Origin of the sequence: Draconibacterium sp. (assembly GCF_041583095.1) — a bacterium.
Classification (GTDB): domain Bacteria; phylum Bacteroidota; class Bacteroidia; order Bacteroidales; family Prolixibacteraceae; genus Draconibacterium.
This window is the reverse complement of the sequence record NZ_JBFHGM010000020.1, coordinates 18,068-36,196: the sequence shown is the minus strand read 5'-3', so window position 1 is coordinate 36,196 and position 18,129 is coordinate 18,068. Positions and strand designations below refer to the sequence as shown.

Below are 18,129 nucleotides of genomic sequence, written 5' to 3'. Positions count from 1 at the left end.
TGCATGGATTTTACTTCTAATTATTTGTTTGTCAGACTTTTAAATTAGTAAATTCCATGCTTTTATTCAAATAAATCAACAATAACTTTTAATTCAATTCACTTATATTCAGCAGGTTAATAATCGAACTGAGGTTAATAAGTTTTAATTGGCTGATGGGGGCAAAACAGAAGAGTTTGACAACATAGTTTAACGCCGGCTTGCTTATAAATCTTTAATATACTCTTTTGGTGTTTTATTCAGTAGTTTTTTAAAACATTTTGAAAAGTAGGAATGACTGTTAAAGCCTGTTTTATAGGCGACTTCCTCAATGGTGAATTGTTTGGAAGCGAGTAGCGTTGCGGCTTTTTTCATTCGAACGATCATAATGTATTCCGAACTCGAATAGTTTGAAATTTGCTTGAGTTTCCGATGCAGTTGACTCCGGCTAAATCCAAGTTCGGTTGCCAGTTTTTCTACCGAAAAATTTTCATCTTCTATATTTTGCTCGATAATTAAATTTACTTTATTCAAAAAATAATTATCAAGGCTTCCCATCTCTACGGGCTGGTTTGAAATAAATTTCGGAACAAAATTTTTTCTCAGTCTTTTTCGCTGTTCCAACAGGTTGTCAATTTGCGACAGAAGTAAATTTTCATCAAAAGGTTTGGCAATGTATGCATCGGCTCCGTTTGAAAGACCGGTTATTGTATTTTCTTCTGATGACAAGGCCGTTAACAGTATTATCGGAATATGGCTGGTTTCTATTTGCGATTTTAAAATGTTACAAAACTCAAATCCATCCATAACCGGCATCATAACATCTGAAATCACCAGGTGAATATTTTGTGTTTTTAAAATATCAAGGGCTTGTTTTCCGTTTTCGGCCCAAAGTATGGTATAATAATCCTTAAGAAAAGATATTAGAAATTTTCTGAGATCAACGTTGTCTTCAATAACCAACAGGTTTATATCTTCATTCACAACCTTTTCTTTTACAATTGCTTTCTCCTGGGGTTGCCACGAGCTAATGTTTTTTGCTAATGTTTGATTTTGATACATTATTTTTTGTGCCTTTTGTTTTGCCGGCAACTGAACTGAAAAACTCGTTCCTTCGCCAGGGGTACTTTGCACAATAATTGCTCCCCGGTGCATTAATGTATATTCCTTACAAAGGTTAAGACCGATTCCTGAACTGTATTCGTTCGTTTTATTCTTTTTCCCTTGTTCAAACCTTTCAAATACCTTGGGCAGGTCATCGCTTTCAATTCCTATTCCGCTGTCAATAACCTGAATGTCGACAAAATCTTCATTTTCAAGTTTGCCATAGCTTAATTGATTGGAGAAATAGTTGCTTCTTTGAATTTGATTATCATGAATTTCAACCGTTATTTTGCCGTTAACCGGTGTGAACTTAAAAGCGTTTGACAATAAGTTGTAAATAATTTTATCCAATTTTTCATCATCGGCTTCAATCAAGGTATTCTCGTTATTGTGATTGAATGCAAACTGAATATTTTTTTGTTTTGCTTCTTCCGAAAAGTTAAGGATTCGTTCCTGAACAAAGTTTACCAGCTCAATTTTTGTGATGTTCAGTTTCGTTTTTCCTTTTTCAACTTTTCTTAAATCCATAATCTGGTTAATAAGCTGAAGTAACCTGTTAGTGTTCCGCTTTATTGTTTTTAACTGCTCACGCTGTTCATCGCTCAGGTTGTCGGCTTCAATAAGTTTCTTCAACGGCCAGTTAATCAGTGTTAAAGGAGTTCTGAATTCGTGCGAAATGTTTGTAAAAAAGGTAAGTTTCATTTCGTGGAGTTGCTCCTCCTGTTCGTACTTAATTTTTTCGATAAGAATGGTTTTTTTCAGTTTTACTCTTTCCCTCATAAAGTTGTAGAAAGCCAACAGTATTAGAAATACGGCTATGGAGTAAAAAATTAAAGCCAGTTGCGATTTGTGCCAAAATTGTTTAATCTCAACAGGAAGTTGTGTTGGTATATCATTCCAGATACCATCATTGTTACAAGCTGTTACCTCGAAAATGTAATTACCCGCCGGCACATTAAAAAAAGTTGCTGTTCCATCAATATTTTCGCCTACCCATTCGTCGATATAATTGGTTAGCCGATACATAAATCTGTTTTTTTCGGGTAGGAGGTAGTTATCTGCCGAAAAGTGAAACTTAATACTTGTTTCCTGCGGATCTAATACCAGTTTGTTAAACTTGTGTCTAATGTTTTGTGATGGTATAACCTTTTGGTTATTTACCTCAACTTTGCTTATCAAAACATTAGGAGCCAGTTCATTCATTTTTATACTGCTGGGGCCCATTACCGTAAAACCATTTGTACCCCCAACATATAAGTTGTTGTTTGAATCATTAAAAATGGCTCCGGGATTAAATAAGTTTCCCTGAATTCCATCGGTAATTTCAAACTTTCTAACTTTATCTTTCTCTGTTTCATAAAGGAACAGCCCATCGTTGGTAGTAATGCATATCGAGTTATCATACCCTTCAATTATTCCATAAACGTCATGTCCTTTCAGTACTCCTTTTGCCGTAAAATGACTAAGTTGGTTGGTTTCCGGATCGTAAATATATATTCCATTTGCCCTGGTTCCCATCCATATTCTGCCATCCGATAATTCAGTAACAAAATAAAATGCCGGGGTTATTGGGTTGAAATCCGCGAGATTGTCGGTGCTAAAGCGTTTTATTTTGCCTGATGGTAAATGAACCTGAAACATTCCATTAAGAGAAGCCAGCCACAGATTATTTTTAGAATCGAGAGCAATGTGACGAAAGGTTACGTTGTTTAATTGCACTAGCGGATAGGTGTTTGATTGATTTACAATTTCTTTTTTCTCAAAACTGTAAAAAAGTAAGCCACCTGCGCTTGAACCAATCCAAATACCTGAATCTGACTTACACAGAGCATACACCTGAATTCGTGGTATCGTTGATCTGTTTTCGGTGCCAAGTGAAAAATTTTTAAATACTGTTTCACCTTTTTCCCTGTAAAATAAGCCATTAAACGCCGATCCTACCCAAAGTCCTCCTTTATCGTCGGCACAAAGCGATTTGATATTAAGAATTCCACCGTTCTTTAGCACCTTGATTTTTTGAAAACTGTTAGATCGCTTATCGAATAGATTTAAACCATTCAATTCTGTACCAACATATAATTCTCCGTTTGTGGTTTGTGCAAACGAACTTACCATATTCGACGATAGGGTGTTTGGAGCTAAAGAGTGCCTGAACGTTTTAAATTTATTATCGGCGTGATGTAAATAGGCAATACCTCCCGACCAGGTGCTTATCCATAGACCTCCCTGTTTGTCTTCGTATATATCATAGATTGAATTGTGTGGTAAACCGCTGTACTCTTCCTGGTCAAAACGGATTAAATTAGTGCCCGTATCCAGAAATAATCCGAAATACGATCCAATCCAAATCCGTCCGCGTGTATCTCTCCATATTTTTCGAATACTTGCCCGTTCAAAATTATATTGCGGATTTATTGGATAAGAATATTGAGAGATCAGGTTTCCGTGCATGTCGTACCTGCGCGCACCATGGGTATCAAATCCAACCAAAATCTGATCGTTGGTGGCAAAAATGGTTCGGGTAACAGATCCCGGCCCATCAATAATTTTTTCTGCTTTTTTTTGATTTGCTGAAATCCGGAAAATGGTACCATCTTGCGTACCCAACCACAACCGGTTGGTATCATCGGTATAAAGTAACCTGGGTAACTTGTTTAAACCTTTAGATATCCTGATTAATTGGTTATGTTCAGCATTTAAATACCCAAAGAAATCCTGGTCGCTAATCCATAATTTTCCTTCTCCGTCGAGTGTAATTGAATTTATTTGTTTGCCAGCTGCTGTACCATCTTCATAGGTGTAATCTACAGCATCAAAATTCTGATTTTTATGGTTGTATAAGCATAGTCCGGCATCGGTACTTACCCATACATTGTTTTTATTGTCGATTTCAATACCTGAAATACGGTTACTCGGAATGGAGTTTGGGTTGTTTGCCTGGTGAACAAAACGTATTACTTCTTTTGAATCATACCTTATTATCCCGTCAGAACTACCCATCCAGATATAACCCATCATATCTTGTGTAATATTATGTATGGCCTGGAAACTGTATCCGCCAGGAGGAGAAATTCTGCGAAATGTTATTTCGTCGATACTGGCATGCAGTTTAAATGAGTATATAAATAAAAGAAGTACCAGAAAACATTTTGGTTTCATAAAAAGTCTTTTGCCGTTAGTTAGTAATAGCCAAAAATAAAACTTGTTGTCCTTAGTATCTAGCTCTTATGTTGCATTTATGCGACATCTGTAACTTTGTGCAACAAAATTTTTAATAATTGCAACAGGACGACTAATTATTGAATTTGCTATTCGATAGCTTTGACTTACTAACGTACTTAAACTAATTCAATAACTATGAGAACCTGTTCTTTCCTTAAAGCCTTCAATTTAATACATGTCAGTGTAAATATAAACACAAAGTATATTCACTCCACCTATACCAACTATTTATCTACATACTATATAGTCTAGTTTAGTTTTATAAATAAATCTTCTCCCTGTATCAGGGATGAAGATTTATTTAATGGTCGATGAGTTCTTACCGATCTGATATGAAACAACCAGCAAAAAGAAAAATTGAAACCCAGACAGTATATAACTGTCGTTTCCGGCCTGATTCAGTTTATGTCTTTCATAAAATAAATCTATCCATATGAATAAGCTCATCACATTACTTTTTTTAATCCTGAGTTTGGGATGTTCTAACCAACAAACAGGTGAAGAAGACAGAATAATCAAACATTTGGAGTCTCAGCTTGATTATGCTGTTAAAAATGCGGAGTCGTTAGCAACCTCGGAGTTAATATCACCCCGAACTTCAGAAAACGGGAAATTGAAACTTGTAAAAACCAGGGATTGGACCAGTGGTTTCTTTTCCGGAAACCTGTGGATGATGTATGAATTAACCGGTGATGAGAAATGGAAAGAGTCGGCACTTAAGTTTACTTTACCGCTTGAACAAGAAAAATGGAATGGGAATACCCACGATATGGGATTTAAAATGTATTGTAGTTTCGGACAGGCCATAAAATATACTGACAATCCCGAATACCGCGAAATTCTTATCCAATCAGCCAAAACTTTATCAACCCGCTTTAATCCTGTGGTGGGTTGTATTCGTTCATGGGATCATAACAGCGACAAGTGGGATTACCCTGTAATAATCGATAATATGATGAATCTGGAATTATTGCTGTGGGCTGCTAAAGAAACAGGAAATGAAAATTTTAAGGAAATTGCCATCAAACATGCTGAAACTACAATAAAGAACCATTTCAGGGATAATTATTCCTCGTATCACGTAATAGATTATAATCCGCAAACCGGCGAGGTTCAACATAAAAATACGCACCAGGGTTATGCTGACGAAAGCGCATGGTCGCGCGGTCAGGCGTGGGGTTTGTATGGTTTTACTATGCTATATCGTGAAACTGGTAATGATGAATTTTTAGGGCAGGCCGAACGAATTGCTGATTTTATTCTAAGCCAGCCAGATATAAAACAAGGTGAAATTCCTTACTGGGATTTTGATGCACCCGGTATTCCTGATGAACCTTTGGATGCCTCTGCCGGAGCCATAATTGCTTCGGCCTTATTTGAACTTAGCACGTTTTCTGATAAACAAAGAGAATATGTGAGTGTTGCAAGAAATCTTTTGGCAACCCTGTCAACGGATAAATTTCTGGCACCCGTTGGCGAGAATGAAGGATTTTTATTAAAACATTCCACAGGGCATAAGCCGCATGATTCAGAAATTGATGAGCCTTTGGTGTATGCCGATTACTATTTTCTGGAAGCCATAATCCGAAACAGAGCTATAAAAACCAAAGATGAATAGGCTGAATAATCGTGATTACTAAACCATTATTATAATTAATTAAAACTATTTTTATGAAAAACAAAAATGGAAGTAAAAAAGTCCTGAGCTTTTTTTTACTGTGTTTCGTTTTCGTGACTGTTGGTTTTAGTGCTTATGCGCAAAAAACGGTTACGGGAACTGTAAAAGATGATGGCGGAATACCATTGCCGGGTGTTTCTGTAGTTATCAAAGGAACAACAACAGGTACTGCAACCGGAATTGATGGAGAATATTCTCTTGCCGGTGTAAGTGCTGATGCAACCCTTATTTTCTCCTTCGTGGGATTCGAGACCCAAGAAGTTGTCGTGGGAAGCCAATCTGCAATTAATGTATCAATGGTAGCTTCTTCAATAGGTATTGAGGAGGTAGTAACTATTGGTTACGGTACTCAGAAAAAAGCCAACCTAACCGGCTCGGTTGGAATGGCAACTGCCGAAACACTTGAAAATAGACCGATCGTTTCTGCAGGCGAGGGATTACAAGGAGTAATTCCCAACCTGAATATTACCATCCGAAACGGTGATCCTACACGTACGGCTGATTTTAACGTTCGTGGTTTCGAATCAATCAACGGAGGTAGCCCTCTTGTATTAATTGATGGAGTTCCTGGAAACATGGATAAGTTGAACCCGAACGACATTGAAAGTGTAACGGTATTAAAAGATGCTGCAGCGGGTGCCGTTTATGGTGCAAGGGCAGCATTTGGTGTAATCCTGGTTGAAACCAAACGCGGAAAACAAGGAAAAATGACCGTTACTTTATCAACCGAGCAATCGGCCACACAACCTATTTTCTTAATCGATCCGGTTACCGATCCGTATGATGCAGCAGCAGCATGGAACCTGGCAACTACCAGAACGAATGGTACGCCTCGGTACGACGATGATTATATGGCTGGTTTTCTGGCCTGGAAAGAAAATCCAACTCTTGAAAACGAATGGGGTGTTGTTGACGGAAACCTGCGTCACTACGGATATACCGATTATATTGGTATGACAGTTGCCGACTGGTCGATGCAACAAAAGTACGATATGAATATTTCGGGAGCTACCCAAAATGCATCGTACTATGTATCTTTTGGTTTTCTTGACAAAAACGGTTGGAGAAATGTAGCTGATAAGTATAATGATGACTATCAGCGCTACAATGTATTGTCGAAAGCCGATTTTAAAATAAACGACTGGATGTCGTTGGATGAACAGATTACCTGGAGTGCTGAACAAAGTGCAGCTCCGCATTTTTATAATTGGGACGTTGACATTAATACAGTTGCGCGTGTGGCACCAAACCATGTTGTTACTTTCCCCGATCTTCCATATTATCTGGAGCCAGGAGATCACGATGACTTTTTGCCTTACATCGGACAATACATGTCAAGTTTGAATGCTTTACCTTACTGGGAACAGGGCGGTCGCGATACAGAAACAAAGCACCGTTTGATGCTAAAACAGGGGATCACTCTTACTCCCTTAAAAGGCTTGAGAGTTAGAGGCGATTTTGCATACACTACATATCATCGCCAACGTCAGGAAGTACAAAGTAAAGTAGACATGGTGGAAGGTCTTGATTTGGCAAATATGAAATTTGTAAATGGTTTTAGTGGTGATGATTGGATCAGAAACTTCTCGAATTACGATCAGTATTACACCATGAATGCGTATGCTGAATATACTTACGAAGAATTGAAAGATCATTACATTAAAGCCATGGTTGGTTATAACCAGGAGTGGGGTAGGAATACTTATTTCCGGGCAATGAACAACACGCTTATTACTCCGTTAATTACCGACCTGAATGCAACAACCGGTATGCAACAAACTGAAGGCAGTAAATCGCATGTTTCGTTACGTGGCGTATTCTATCGTTTAAACTATTCTTATAAAGACAGATACCTGCTTGAAGTGAATGGTCGTTATGACGGTACTTCACGTTTCCCGAAAGATGATCGTTTTGGTTTCTTTCCATCATTTTCTGTCGGTTGGAGGCTTTCAAATGAAGGTTTTATGTCTGGCACAACCGATTGGTTGGATAATCTGAAATTACGTGCTTCTTACGGTACATTGGGGAACCAGTTATTGGGTAGCGGTAACAATAATCTGTATCCTTATATTTCTACAATGGGATCAGGTATGTCGCCATACATGATGTCGGGTGGAGGCCGTACCCCTTATGTATCGGCAGCAGGTTTGGTTAGTCCTACACTTACCTGGGAAACTGTTGAAACCAAGAATTTTGGTTTAGACTTTACCATGCTGAATCAACGACTGGATGTATCGTTTGATTATTACCACCGCGATACAAAAGATATGTTAATGGATGTAGAATATCCATCATTATTGGGTACTGCTGCACCAAAATCAAATGCTGCCGACTTGCGGACAAAAGGTTGGGAGTTGGCTGTAAACTGGCGCGACAGAATTGGTGAAGACTGGCGCTACAGCATTACTTTAGGCTTGGCCGACAGCCAGGCTGAAATTACTAAATACGACAACCCTACAGGAGCCCTTTCTGAGCATTATGTGGGTAAAAAAATGGGTGAAATCTGGGGATATACCACCGAAGGTATTTTCCAAACAGACGATGCAGTAGCAGCCCATGCTGATCAATCAAAAATTGGTTCGAACTGGAGAGCTGGTGATATTATGTACAAGGATTTGGATGGAGATGGCGAAATTTCATCAGGAAACAATACTTTGAGTGATCCGGGCGACCGCTCAATAATTGGGAAAAATACGGCCAGATACAGTTTTGGTTTCACTCCTGATATTCAGTACAAAAACTGGGCGTTAACCTTGTTCTTCCAGGGATTATTCAGAGATTACCTTCCGGGTAACGGAAACTGGAATGCATTCTATCCGTTTAATGCCGGTCATATCGAAAAATTTTACCTGACCGAAACATGGAGTGAAGACAATCCGAATGCTTACTTTGCTGCACCGCACCAGTCAACAAACGATAAAAAGAATATTCAGCCGCAATCGCGTTACGTACAAAATGCAGCTTACATTCGATTGAAGAATATAACCTTGAGTTATAATGTTCCGCAAAATTTGCTGAGCAAAGTAAAAATGAGCAATGCAATGATCTACGTATCAGGTATGAACCTTTGGGAAGCTACCGGAATGCATGCTCCACTTGATCCGGAACAGACTGCAACCGTTACGCAGGAATATTATTTTAACCGTGTTTATACATTGGGTGTAAAGGTTTCATTCTAATTACCAGTAAAAGAAGAAAAGATGAAAAAGAATATATTAAAACTTAGTTCTGTGATTTTTACAACGCTGTTATTCTTCAGTTGTAATAATGACTTTTTGGAAAGATACCCGCTTGATGAAGTGAGTAACGAAACTTTCTGGAATACGGAAAACGATTTAATGGTATACAATAACAGTATATACGATCGGGCAAGAAACGACAATGACGTGCCGATTTTGATGGCACACGATGATGGATTCGACAGTAACAATCAAAGCTTTTGGTACCTTGATGAATTTTCGGATAACATTGCTCCGCGACACTCAAGACACAACCGTTATCAGCAGGTGAGAGGCGGTGTTCATAATGTTTCATCCGGAGCACAAATGTATGGCTGGAGAGATGGTGGATGGGCTTTCGTACGTGCCATTAACGTGTTTATGGATAATTATCCGAAAGCATTGGATAATGGTGTGCCTGAAGCAACAGTTAATAAATATGTGGGCGAAGCTCGTCTTTTCAGAGCTTGGTTTTATGCCGATAAAATTTCGAAATTCGGACGTGCACCCTGGGTTGATCACGAGTTAAACATTGATTCGGAGGAATTGTACGCGCCCCTGGATGATCGTGAAACAGTGATGACCAATGTTTTGGCCGATTTAAATTATGCCTGTCAGTGGATGCCGGCGCAATGGGGTGATGGAAATGACGGAGCTCCGGGGCGTTTAAATAAGTGGAATGCCTTATTGATTAAATCAAGAGTTTGTTTGTTTGAAGGAACATGGCGTAAGTATCATGGCTTGTCGGATGCAACCATGTGGTTACAGGAAGCAGCCAATGCGGCAAAAGAAATTATGGATGATGGACCATATGCTTTGTACGACACCAATGATCCTGAGAATGATTACCAGGCCATTCATAAAATGAAATCAGACCTTACCGGCGTTCCTGAAGTAATGTACTGGAGAAGGTATCAATTGGGTGTTTTTACTAACCACGTACAAAGTTATCACCGCGGTTATAATGGCGGAGCTACTAAAAGTATGGTTGAAGATTATTTGTGTACCGATGGACTTCCCATATCAACTTCTCCTGAGTATAAAGGTGATGCCAGCTTAAGAGATGTATTTGCCAACCGCGATCCGCGTTTACGTCAAACGGTTCTGCACCCCGATGATGCAGCACGCTGGCATTGGAATAATGGTGATGCTTTGCGTACTTATCCTCGTGTATCAGGAATGGGGGGACAAACTTCTGAAACCGGTTATTCCATCTGTAAAGTATACGAGCCTACAACTTCACATGCTTCTTATAATGTTTCTGATACACCCGCTATTATAATGCGTTATGCTGAGGTATTGTTAAACTATGCAGAAGCGATGGCTGAACTCGGCACCTTGGATCAGGCCGGTTTGGATATGAGTATTAATCTGATACGCGACCGCGCCGGTATGCCCGACATGACTATGGATGTGCCCATGGATCCAAGGTATGCAAATGATGGTGTTTCTGCTTTAATTTCAGAAATTCGCCGCGAACGTCGTGTTGAATTGTTTATGGAAGGTTTTCGTTACGATGACCTGAGACGTTGGAAACAAGGTAAAAAACTCGAAAATCCAGATTTGGGAATGCGTTGGGATGATGCCAACAAAGCAGAGATCGATCCGGAAGGAAAAGCAACTGTAAAAACAACCCTGGTTAACGGTGTTCCATACATTGATGTATATCAGGGAACCGACTGGGCTGTACCTGTATTTGATGAAAACAAACATTATTTGTGGCCGATACCACTTAATGCAATTGCACAAAATCCGAATATTACACAAACTCCCGGCTGGGAGTAACGAAAGTTTTAGCTAATTAGTAAATTGATACCAAAGCCGTGGTTCGTCTGGTTGACGGACACGGCTTGGTTTTCTTATTAAAAATACCGGAATACCGACTCATTTCATTTACGGTAACCAAAAGGATGAAAACGATAGAGACTGAACATTTTATGAAATAGAATACGGAATAGGATAGCTCATTAAAAATGACTTCCTATTTTTATAGTTAATACCAACTAACAAAACCAACTAAAATGAAAACGAAAATACATCTTGCTATTTGTTTATTCTGCCTGGCAGTTATATGGTCGGCAGCGGCGCAGGAGAAGGAAGTTCCCTCGCTCGATAATCCTATATCAGTCCAGTATCTAAAAAAGAACCTTCGCAAATCGCAGCCGCGTTTGGTTTTAAATTCCCAAATAAAAAACAAGCTAAAAACAAAATTGAAGACCGATGAGCTTGTACAAAATATGTATAAGGCCATAAAACTAAATGCTGAAAGCATTTACGATGAACCTCTGCTGGAAAGAGTTATGGTTGGTCGTCGTTTGTTGTCAACTTCACGCGAAATGCTATGGCGCGTAAATATGCTGGGAATGGTTTATCAAATGGAAAATGATGAGAAAGCATTAAATCGTTTAAATAATGAAGTACTGGCTGTTTGCAATTTTTCGGATTGGAACCCATCACATTTTTTGGATGTGGCCGAAATGAGTATGGCCGTTGCTTTTGCCCTCGACTGGACGGAAGGAAAACTTCCAGCATCAACCATTGAATTGGCACAAAACGCTTTAATTGAAAAAGGGATAGCTCCCAGTTGGCCGGAGAACGGAAATACTCCGGGCTGGGCATTTGGACACAACAACTGGAACCAGGTATGTAATGGCGGAATGATAGCCGCTTCTATAGCAATTGCAGAAAAAGACCCGGAACTCGCTGCCAAAACAATTAGCAGAGCTTTGGATGGTATGGTACAGGCTTTAAAGCAATATTCACCGGATGGGGTTTATCCTGAAGGTTCAACTTACTGGGGTTACGGCACCAGTTTTTCGGTGGTTACATCTGCCTTCCTGGAAAGCGCGTTCGGAAGCGACTTTGGTATTGCTGATTACCCTGCTTTTAAGGAGAGTGCAGTATTTCGGTATTTAATGAATACCCCATCGGGATGGTATTACAATTTTGCCGATTGCGGAGACAAAAGAGGCGCTGCCGGCGATGTTATTTTAGCCTGGTTTGCAAACAAAACAGGCAATTCTGAATTTTTCGAAGAAGAAAGGTTCCTGATGCCAGCAGAAGAAATGGGGAAACTATCCCGACTTGGTGGTGCAGCCTTGGTTTGGTTGTCGCAATACGAGGAGAAATCAGATGTAGAAATACCCCTCGCGTGGAAAGGTGACGGTTCAAATCCTATAGTAGTTTTTAAAGGTGATGACGAGCACAATTACTATTTTGGAGGAAAAGGTGGCCGAGCAACCACAAGTCACGGAAACATGGATGCCGGTTCTTTTATTTTTGAATTGAACGGCGTGCGTTGGGTTATCGATCCGGGCAACCAGGCTTACCACGAATTGGAGAAAACCGGATTTGATTTGTGGGGAAGCTGTCAGGATTGTCAGCGCTGGACGCTGCTCACCAAAAATAACTTCGGACACAGCACCGTAACCGTAAACAATGAACTTTTTGTAAACGACGGACAGGCAACGCTTGAGCATTTCCAATCGGGCGAAAAACAACAGGCTACCTTTGATTTAACCGCAGTTTATGTCGGAAATGTTAACAGCGCAAAACGAACGTTTACAAAAGACAGCCCGGTTTCGTTAGTTATAGAGGACGAAATTGAAATTTCGGAAAAAACAGAACTCATTACCTGGCAATTAATGACCACTGCAGATGTGGAATTTGTTGATGGTGGTGCCGTGTTAAAACAAGAAGGCAAAACTTTAAAACTTGAGAACCTTTCGCACCCGGAGTTGAGTTTGTCGCTTGTTTCACTCTATCCGGCTCCTATGGAATTGGATCGCCAAATTGAAGGATTAAAACGTATAGAACTAAGAATACCGGCCTGGGTAATAGAGGATGGTAAAACTGAAATTAAAATAAGGCTTGCCGAAAATTAAAATAAAAACAGTAAACGAGTCCTGAGTTTTCGGGGCTCGTTTACTGTTTGCTGATGGGCAGGCATGTATATCGCTAATACAAACATTTTAAACGTATGAAAAGACTAACCGTAATTATACTATTCTTTTGCTGTGCTTCCTTGATGGCTTATGCGGAAAACGACATTCAAATTGTAAAAGAACGCATTTATAAGGAGGTAATGAAACCGGAGGTTGATGATGCACAGATAGAGACGCTGCTTCAAACCTTAAAAGACGATGGTACCTGGCCGGGAATTGATTACTCGAATGTTTCAAGAGAAGGTTTTGAGCACCGGATTCATACGTCAAATCTTGTTTCTTTGGCAAGGGCTTATAAAAGCAAATCATCAGAATATTACAAAAAGAAAAAGGTAAAAGCAGCCATCGAACTGGGGCTGAAAAATTGGGTGGAGCACGATTACTTCTGCGAAAACTGGTGGCACAATCAAATTGGAACGCCCAATTACTTGGTAACTTTAATGCTGATTATTGGCGATGAGCTCGACAAGGAATTGGTGAACAAAACTCAACCGATAATTGGAAGGGCACACATAAACGCTGGTGGAGCGCGACCAGGTGGAGACCGAATTAAAATTGCGGGTATTCAGGCAAAAAATTGTTTGTTTTTGGGCGACGATGAAAAATTTGATGAGGTAGTGCGTGTAATCGAAAATGAAATAAAGTATGTAGAATGGATAGGAGCAAAATATGGGTATGGCTTTCGGAAAATAGTTGGAGGATTTGAAAACCGGTCGTACGAAGGGCGTGGTATTCAGTTCGACAACAGCTTCCACCATCGTACTGACGGCGTGAACAATACATTGTCATATGGTTTAAGTTATGCAGCAGCATTTGCCGAATGGGCAGTTTACACTACCGGTACCAAATTTTCTTTTTCAGAAGAAAAACTTGACCAGCTAATTGATTACTTTTTGGATGGTATTTGCAAAACTTCGGTATTTGGAAAAGTTCCGGATGTTGGAGCTAAAAACCGCAGTATAAGCCGCGAAGGAGCTTTGAATCCATACGATGATGTTTTACCCGCGAAACTGATCTCGGTTTCAGATTACAGGCATAATGAGCTTCAGGAAATTATTGATGTTCGCAATAATAAGGCAAAGCCAACACTTGCGCATGCAACCTTTTATTGGGATTCAGAGCATTTTTCATTTCAACGGCCTGATTGGTTTGCCTCGGTACGCATGTACTCTACCCGTAACTACAACATGGAGCAGCCCTACAACAGCGAGGGATTTTTGAACCATCACCGTGGCGACGGAACAAATCATATTTCAGTTTCGGCCGATGAGTATAAAGGTCTTGCTCCGGTTATGGACTACCAAAAAATTCCGGGAACAACAGTTATGCAGAAAGAAGAAATGCCCGGTGCCAATGAATTACAAAAACTTGGATTAACCGATTTTGTTGGTGTTGCAACCGATGGAAAATATGGTGCCGTTGCTTTCGATTTTAAAAGTCCTCACGATCCGTTAATTGCCAGAAAAGCATGGTTCTTTTTTGATAAGGAATATGTTTGTTTGGGAACCGGAATTTCTTGCTCAAACGCAGAACTGCCGGTGGTAACAACATTAAACCAGTGTATTCTTCATGGAGACGTAATTGTTGCTTCCGGAGGAAAAAGTAATGTTATTGAGAAAGGCGAAACGGAATATAAAAATGTCGACTGGATCTATCATGATAAGCTTGCTTATGTTTTTCCTGAGCCAACAACGGTACAACTGAAAAACAATATTGCAAAAGGTTCATGGTATCGTATTAACCGGCAAACCGATTCTCCGAAAGACGAAATTGAATGCGATGTTTTTGAACTTTATCTGAATCACGGCAAACGTCCGAATGGAGCTAACTATCAATACATTGTAGTGCCGGCAACCAATCCGGAAGAGGTTCAGATTAATACATCAAAAAATAATATAACGATTCTTCAAAATTCTCCTGCAGTACAGGCGGTTTGGCAAAAAGAGCTGCAAATGTGCCAGGCTATTTTTTTCAGCGAAGGAACATTAGAGGTGAATGACGATATTACGGTTGAATGCGGGAATCCGGGAGTGTTAATTGCAAAAACAGATGGGACGAAGATCACGGAAATTACCGTTTCTGACCCAGCCCGGAAGAATGCAAAAATGTTGGTTTCTATTCCCGGAAAAGTGAATGCTAAAGCAGAAAATCTTACTGTTTTATGGAATGAAGGTACCGGGATGAGTGATTTGCTTATCGATCTGCCAACAGGTAATTATGCAGGTAGTAGTGTAACAATTAAACTGTAACAAATGCCGATAGTAATTTTTTAAAATAAGATGAAAAACCGAATCATTTTTATCGTTATCCTGACAGTAATTTTTGGGATTGTTACTTCCTGCTCTGACAAAAGACAGTCGCAACATCCGAATGTATTGTTTATTGCCGTTGATGATTTAAGACCGGAAATGAATTGCTACGGGAACAAGCAAATAGTATCGCCCAATATCGATCGACTTGCCGAAAACGGAGTTCTGTTTCAACATGCTTATTGTCAGCAGGCAATTTGTATGGCTTCGCGAGCCAGTATTTTTACCGGCTATTATGCAAATGCTAATCAAATATACAGTTGCCTTTCTGTTGATGATTTAATGACGGAAGTTTTGACGATCAATGAATTCTTTAAAAAATCCGGTTATGATGTTTTTGGAATCGGGAAATTATACCACCATCAGGAAGATCACCTGAAACAATTTGGCGAAGGCTGGCTCGAAACTCAAAAACTGGCACAAGGCGAAACTAAGGGCAGAGGGTATCTTACTTCAGAGGCTCAGGCAACTTTAACAACTGAAGGAAGGGGGCCGGCCTGGGAAAGTGCTGATGTTGAAGATAACGAGTACCGCGATGGATTTTATGCCGACTGGGTTGTGAACAAACTTAACGAACTTAAAACTTCACAAAAACCTTTTTTCCTGGGCGTTGGTTTTCAGAAACCGCATTTGCCTTTTAACGCTCCAACAAAATATTGGGATTTATACGATCCTTCGCAAATAGAAACTGCCGATAATCCTTATTTCCCGGAAAATGGTTCGCTTTACGGTAAACATAATTTTGGCGAATTGCGCAACTATACAAATATTCCCAAAGGTAATGCTGAAATTTCTGAAGAGATGCAGTTAAAACTTATTCACGGTTACCAGGCCTGTGTGTCGTATACTGATGCCCAAATTGGAAAGGTATTGGATGCACTGGAAGAAAATGGCTTGAAAGATAACACTGTAATCGTGCTTTGGGGCGATCATGGCTGGAAATTGGGAGAACACGGAATGTGGTGTAAACACACGGCTTTTGAAGTAGACATCAGGGGCCCTTTAATTATTTCTGCGCCTAATATCAAGAAGAACGTAAAAACAAATGCTTTGGCTGAATATGTTGATGTTTTTCCGACGCTGGCCGAACTATGTGGTTTCGAAATTCCTGTTCACCTGCAGGGAGAGAGTCTTTTACCGGTATTAATCGATCCTGAATCATCAGTGAAAGAGCAGGCATTTAGCATTTGGCCATCGTATCGGGGCGCAAGTAATGATAAATCGAAAAAGGTAATAGGATATTCTGTTCGTACCCCAAAATACCGATATACCGAATGGATTCGAATTGATTCAGGCGAGGTTATGGATAGGGATTTGTTCGACCATGCAACAGATCCCGATGAAAACAGAAACGTCGTGAATGATAAAAAATACGAAGATGAAGTTCCTAAACTTTCTGAGATGATAAAAGATTTCCGCGAAAGAACTGAAAATATTGAGTTATGAAAAGGAATTTTTGTTTGCTATTAACTGCAATCATTCTGCTTTTCTCCGGTTGTAACGAAGAACAACCACAGCAGAAGAAAATCAGGTTTGGAGGCTGGGATTATGATTGGATACAAAAGGTGAAAAGTGATTTGAATACCGGTGGTGAAAAATTCCTTCCAGCCTACAATCAATTAATAAAAGATGCTGATGAAGCTCTTGAAGAGGGAGTTTTTTCAGTAACGTTTAAAAAACTCATGCCACCTAGTGGTAATAAACATGATTACATGAGTATGGGGCCTTATTGGTGGCCCGATCCCGAAAAGGAAGACGGTATGCCGTATATTCGAAAAGACGGTGAGATCAATCCCGAACGAAATAACACAGACAGTCCCCGGTTGGCAGGTTTAATTAAAAATGTTCGTGCGTTAACCTTGGCCTGGTATTTTTCGGGTGAAATTACTTATGCTGAAAAGGCAGCGGAGTTGCTTAGGGTTTGGTTTTTGGATGAGGCGACCTTAATGAATCCTCATTTGGAATATGCGCAGGCCATTCCCGGTAGAACACCCGGACGGTTTATCGGAGTTATTGATGCAACTTCATTACAGGTTTTGGTTGATGCAATTGCTTTTCTTGAAACATCGGGAACGCTAACAACCTCCGAAAATGAAGGAATCAGATCATGGTTTGAACGGTATTTTAAGTGGCTGGTTGAAAGTGAACATGGAAAAAATGAAGATGCTTATAAAAACAATCATTCGGTGGCTTATGATCTTCAGTCATCGTCAATAGCTAATTTCTTGGGAGACGATGATTTTGTGGCCCGGAAAGTACGAGAATTGCCACGCAGAAGAATTGATCCGATGATTGAAGAAGACGGACGGCAACCTGAAGAGTTGATCAGAACCAAGGCTTTTGGGTATTCGGTAGCAAATCTCGGAAACTTTTATCGTGTAGGAGAAAGAGGATTAGAGGTTGATGTGAATATTTTCAACTATGTGAATGTTAAAGGAGGATCGCTGCAAAAAGCTCTTGATTATTTAATTCAGTATATCGGCAAGGAGGAAGAGTGGCCCTATCAGCAAATTTCTGGGTGGGAACAAACTGAAAACAACCTGGGCTTAATCGTACGAAAAGCTGCAAGAATTTATGAGAATGAAGCCTATCATAAATTGTGGACAGATACTTTTTATGAAAGGTTGAAAACTGATTGGACATTGCTTGTTATTCCTGAATTTCAAAAAAAATAG

Annotated in this window: 8 protein-coding genes; 7 read left to right on the top strand and 1 reads right to left on the bottom strand. The window is 39.8% G+C overall.

The features are described from left to right. Positions 1–204 precede the first annotated feature (204 nt). The gene (locus ABZB17_RS03450; RefSeq protein WP_372648118.1) at positions 205–4,242 is read right to left on the bottom strand and encodes a two-component regulator propeller domain-containing protein; all 4,038 of its coding nucleotides are present in this window, start codon (positions 4,240–4,242) and stop codon (positions 205–207) included. A gap of 496 nt (positions 4,243–4,738) precedes the next feature. On the opposite strand from ABZB17_RS03450, the gene ABZB17_RS03445 reads away from it, so the two are divergent. From ABZB17_RS03445 to ABZB17_RS03415, 7 genes are all read left to right on the top strand, one after another. Next, on the top strand, positions 4,739–5,923 hold the full coding sequence (locus ABZB17_RS03445) for a glycoside hydrolase family 88 protein (RefSeq protein WP_372648117.1): 1,185 nt from the start codon (positions 4,739–4,741) through the stop codon (positions 5,921–5,923). Positions 5,924–5,976: 53 nt separating this feature from the next. Beyond that, complete coding sequence (locus ABZB17_RS03440) at positions 5,977–9,162, top strand: SusC/RagA family TonB-linked outer membrane protein (RefSeq protein ID WP_372648116.1); 3,186 nt, start codon at positions 5,977–5,979, stop codon at positions 9,160–9,162. Positions 9,163–9,183: 21 nt separating this feature from the next. Next, a complete protein-coding gene (locus ABZB17_RS03435; protein ID WP_372648115.1) occupies positions 9,184–10,986 on the top strand; it encodes a RagB/SusD family nutrient uptake outer membrane protein in 1,803 nt (600 codons plus the stop codon). A gap of 236 nt (positions 10,987–11,222) precedes the next feature. After that, positions 11,223–13,085: a heparinase II/III family protein gene (locus ABZB17_RS03430; protein ID WP_372648114.1), complete on the top strand. Its 1,863-nt coding sequence runs from the start codon at positions 11,223–11,225 to the stop codon at positions 13,083–13,085. 95 nt (positions 13,086–13,180) lie between these two features. After that, a complete protein-coding gene (locus ABZB17_RS03425; RefSeq protein WP_372648113.1) occupies positions 13,181–15,394 on the top strand; it encodes a polysaccharide lyase family 8 super-sandwich domain-containing protein in 2,214 nt (737 codons plus the stop codon). Between the two features lie 30 nt (positions 15,395–15,424). Then, entirely contained in the window at positions 15,425–16,900 is a 1,476-nt protein-coding gene (locus ABZB17_RS03420) for a sulfatase (protein WP_372648112.1), read from the top strand. Further along, on the top strand, positions 16,897–18,129 hold the full coding sequence (locus tag ABZB17_RS03415; RefSeq protein ID WP_372648111.1) for an alginate lyase family protein: 1,233 nt from the start codon (positions 16,897–16,899) through the stop codon (positions 18,127–18,129). The genes ABZB17_RS03420 and ABZB17_RS03415 overlap by 4 nt, the downstream gene beginning before the upstream one ends.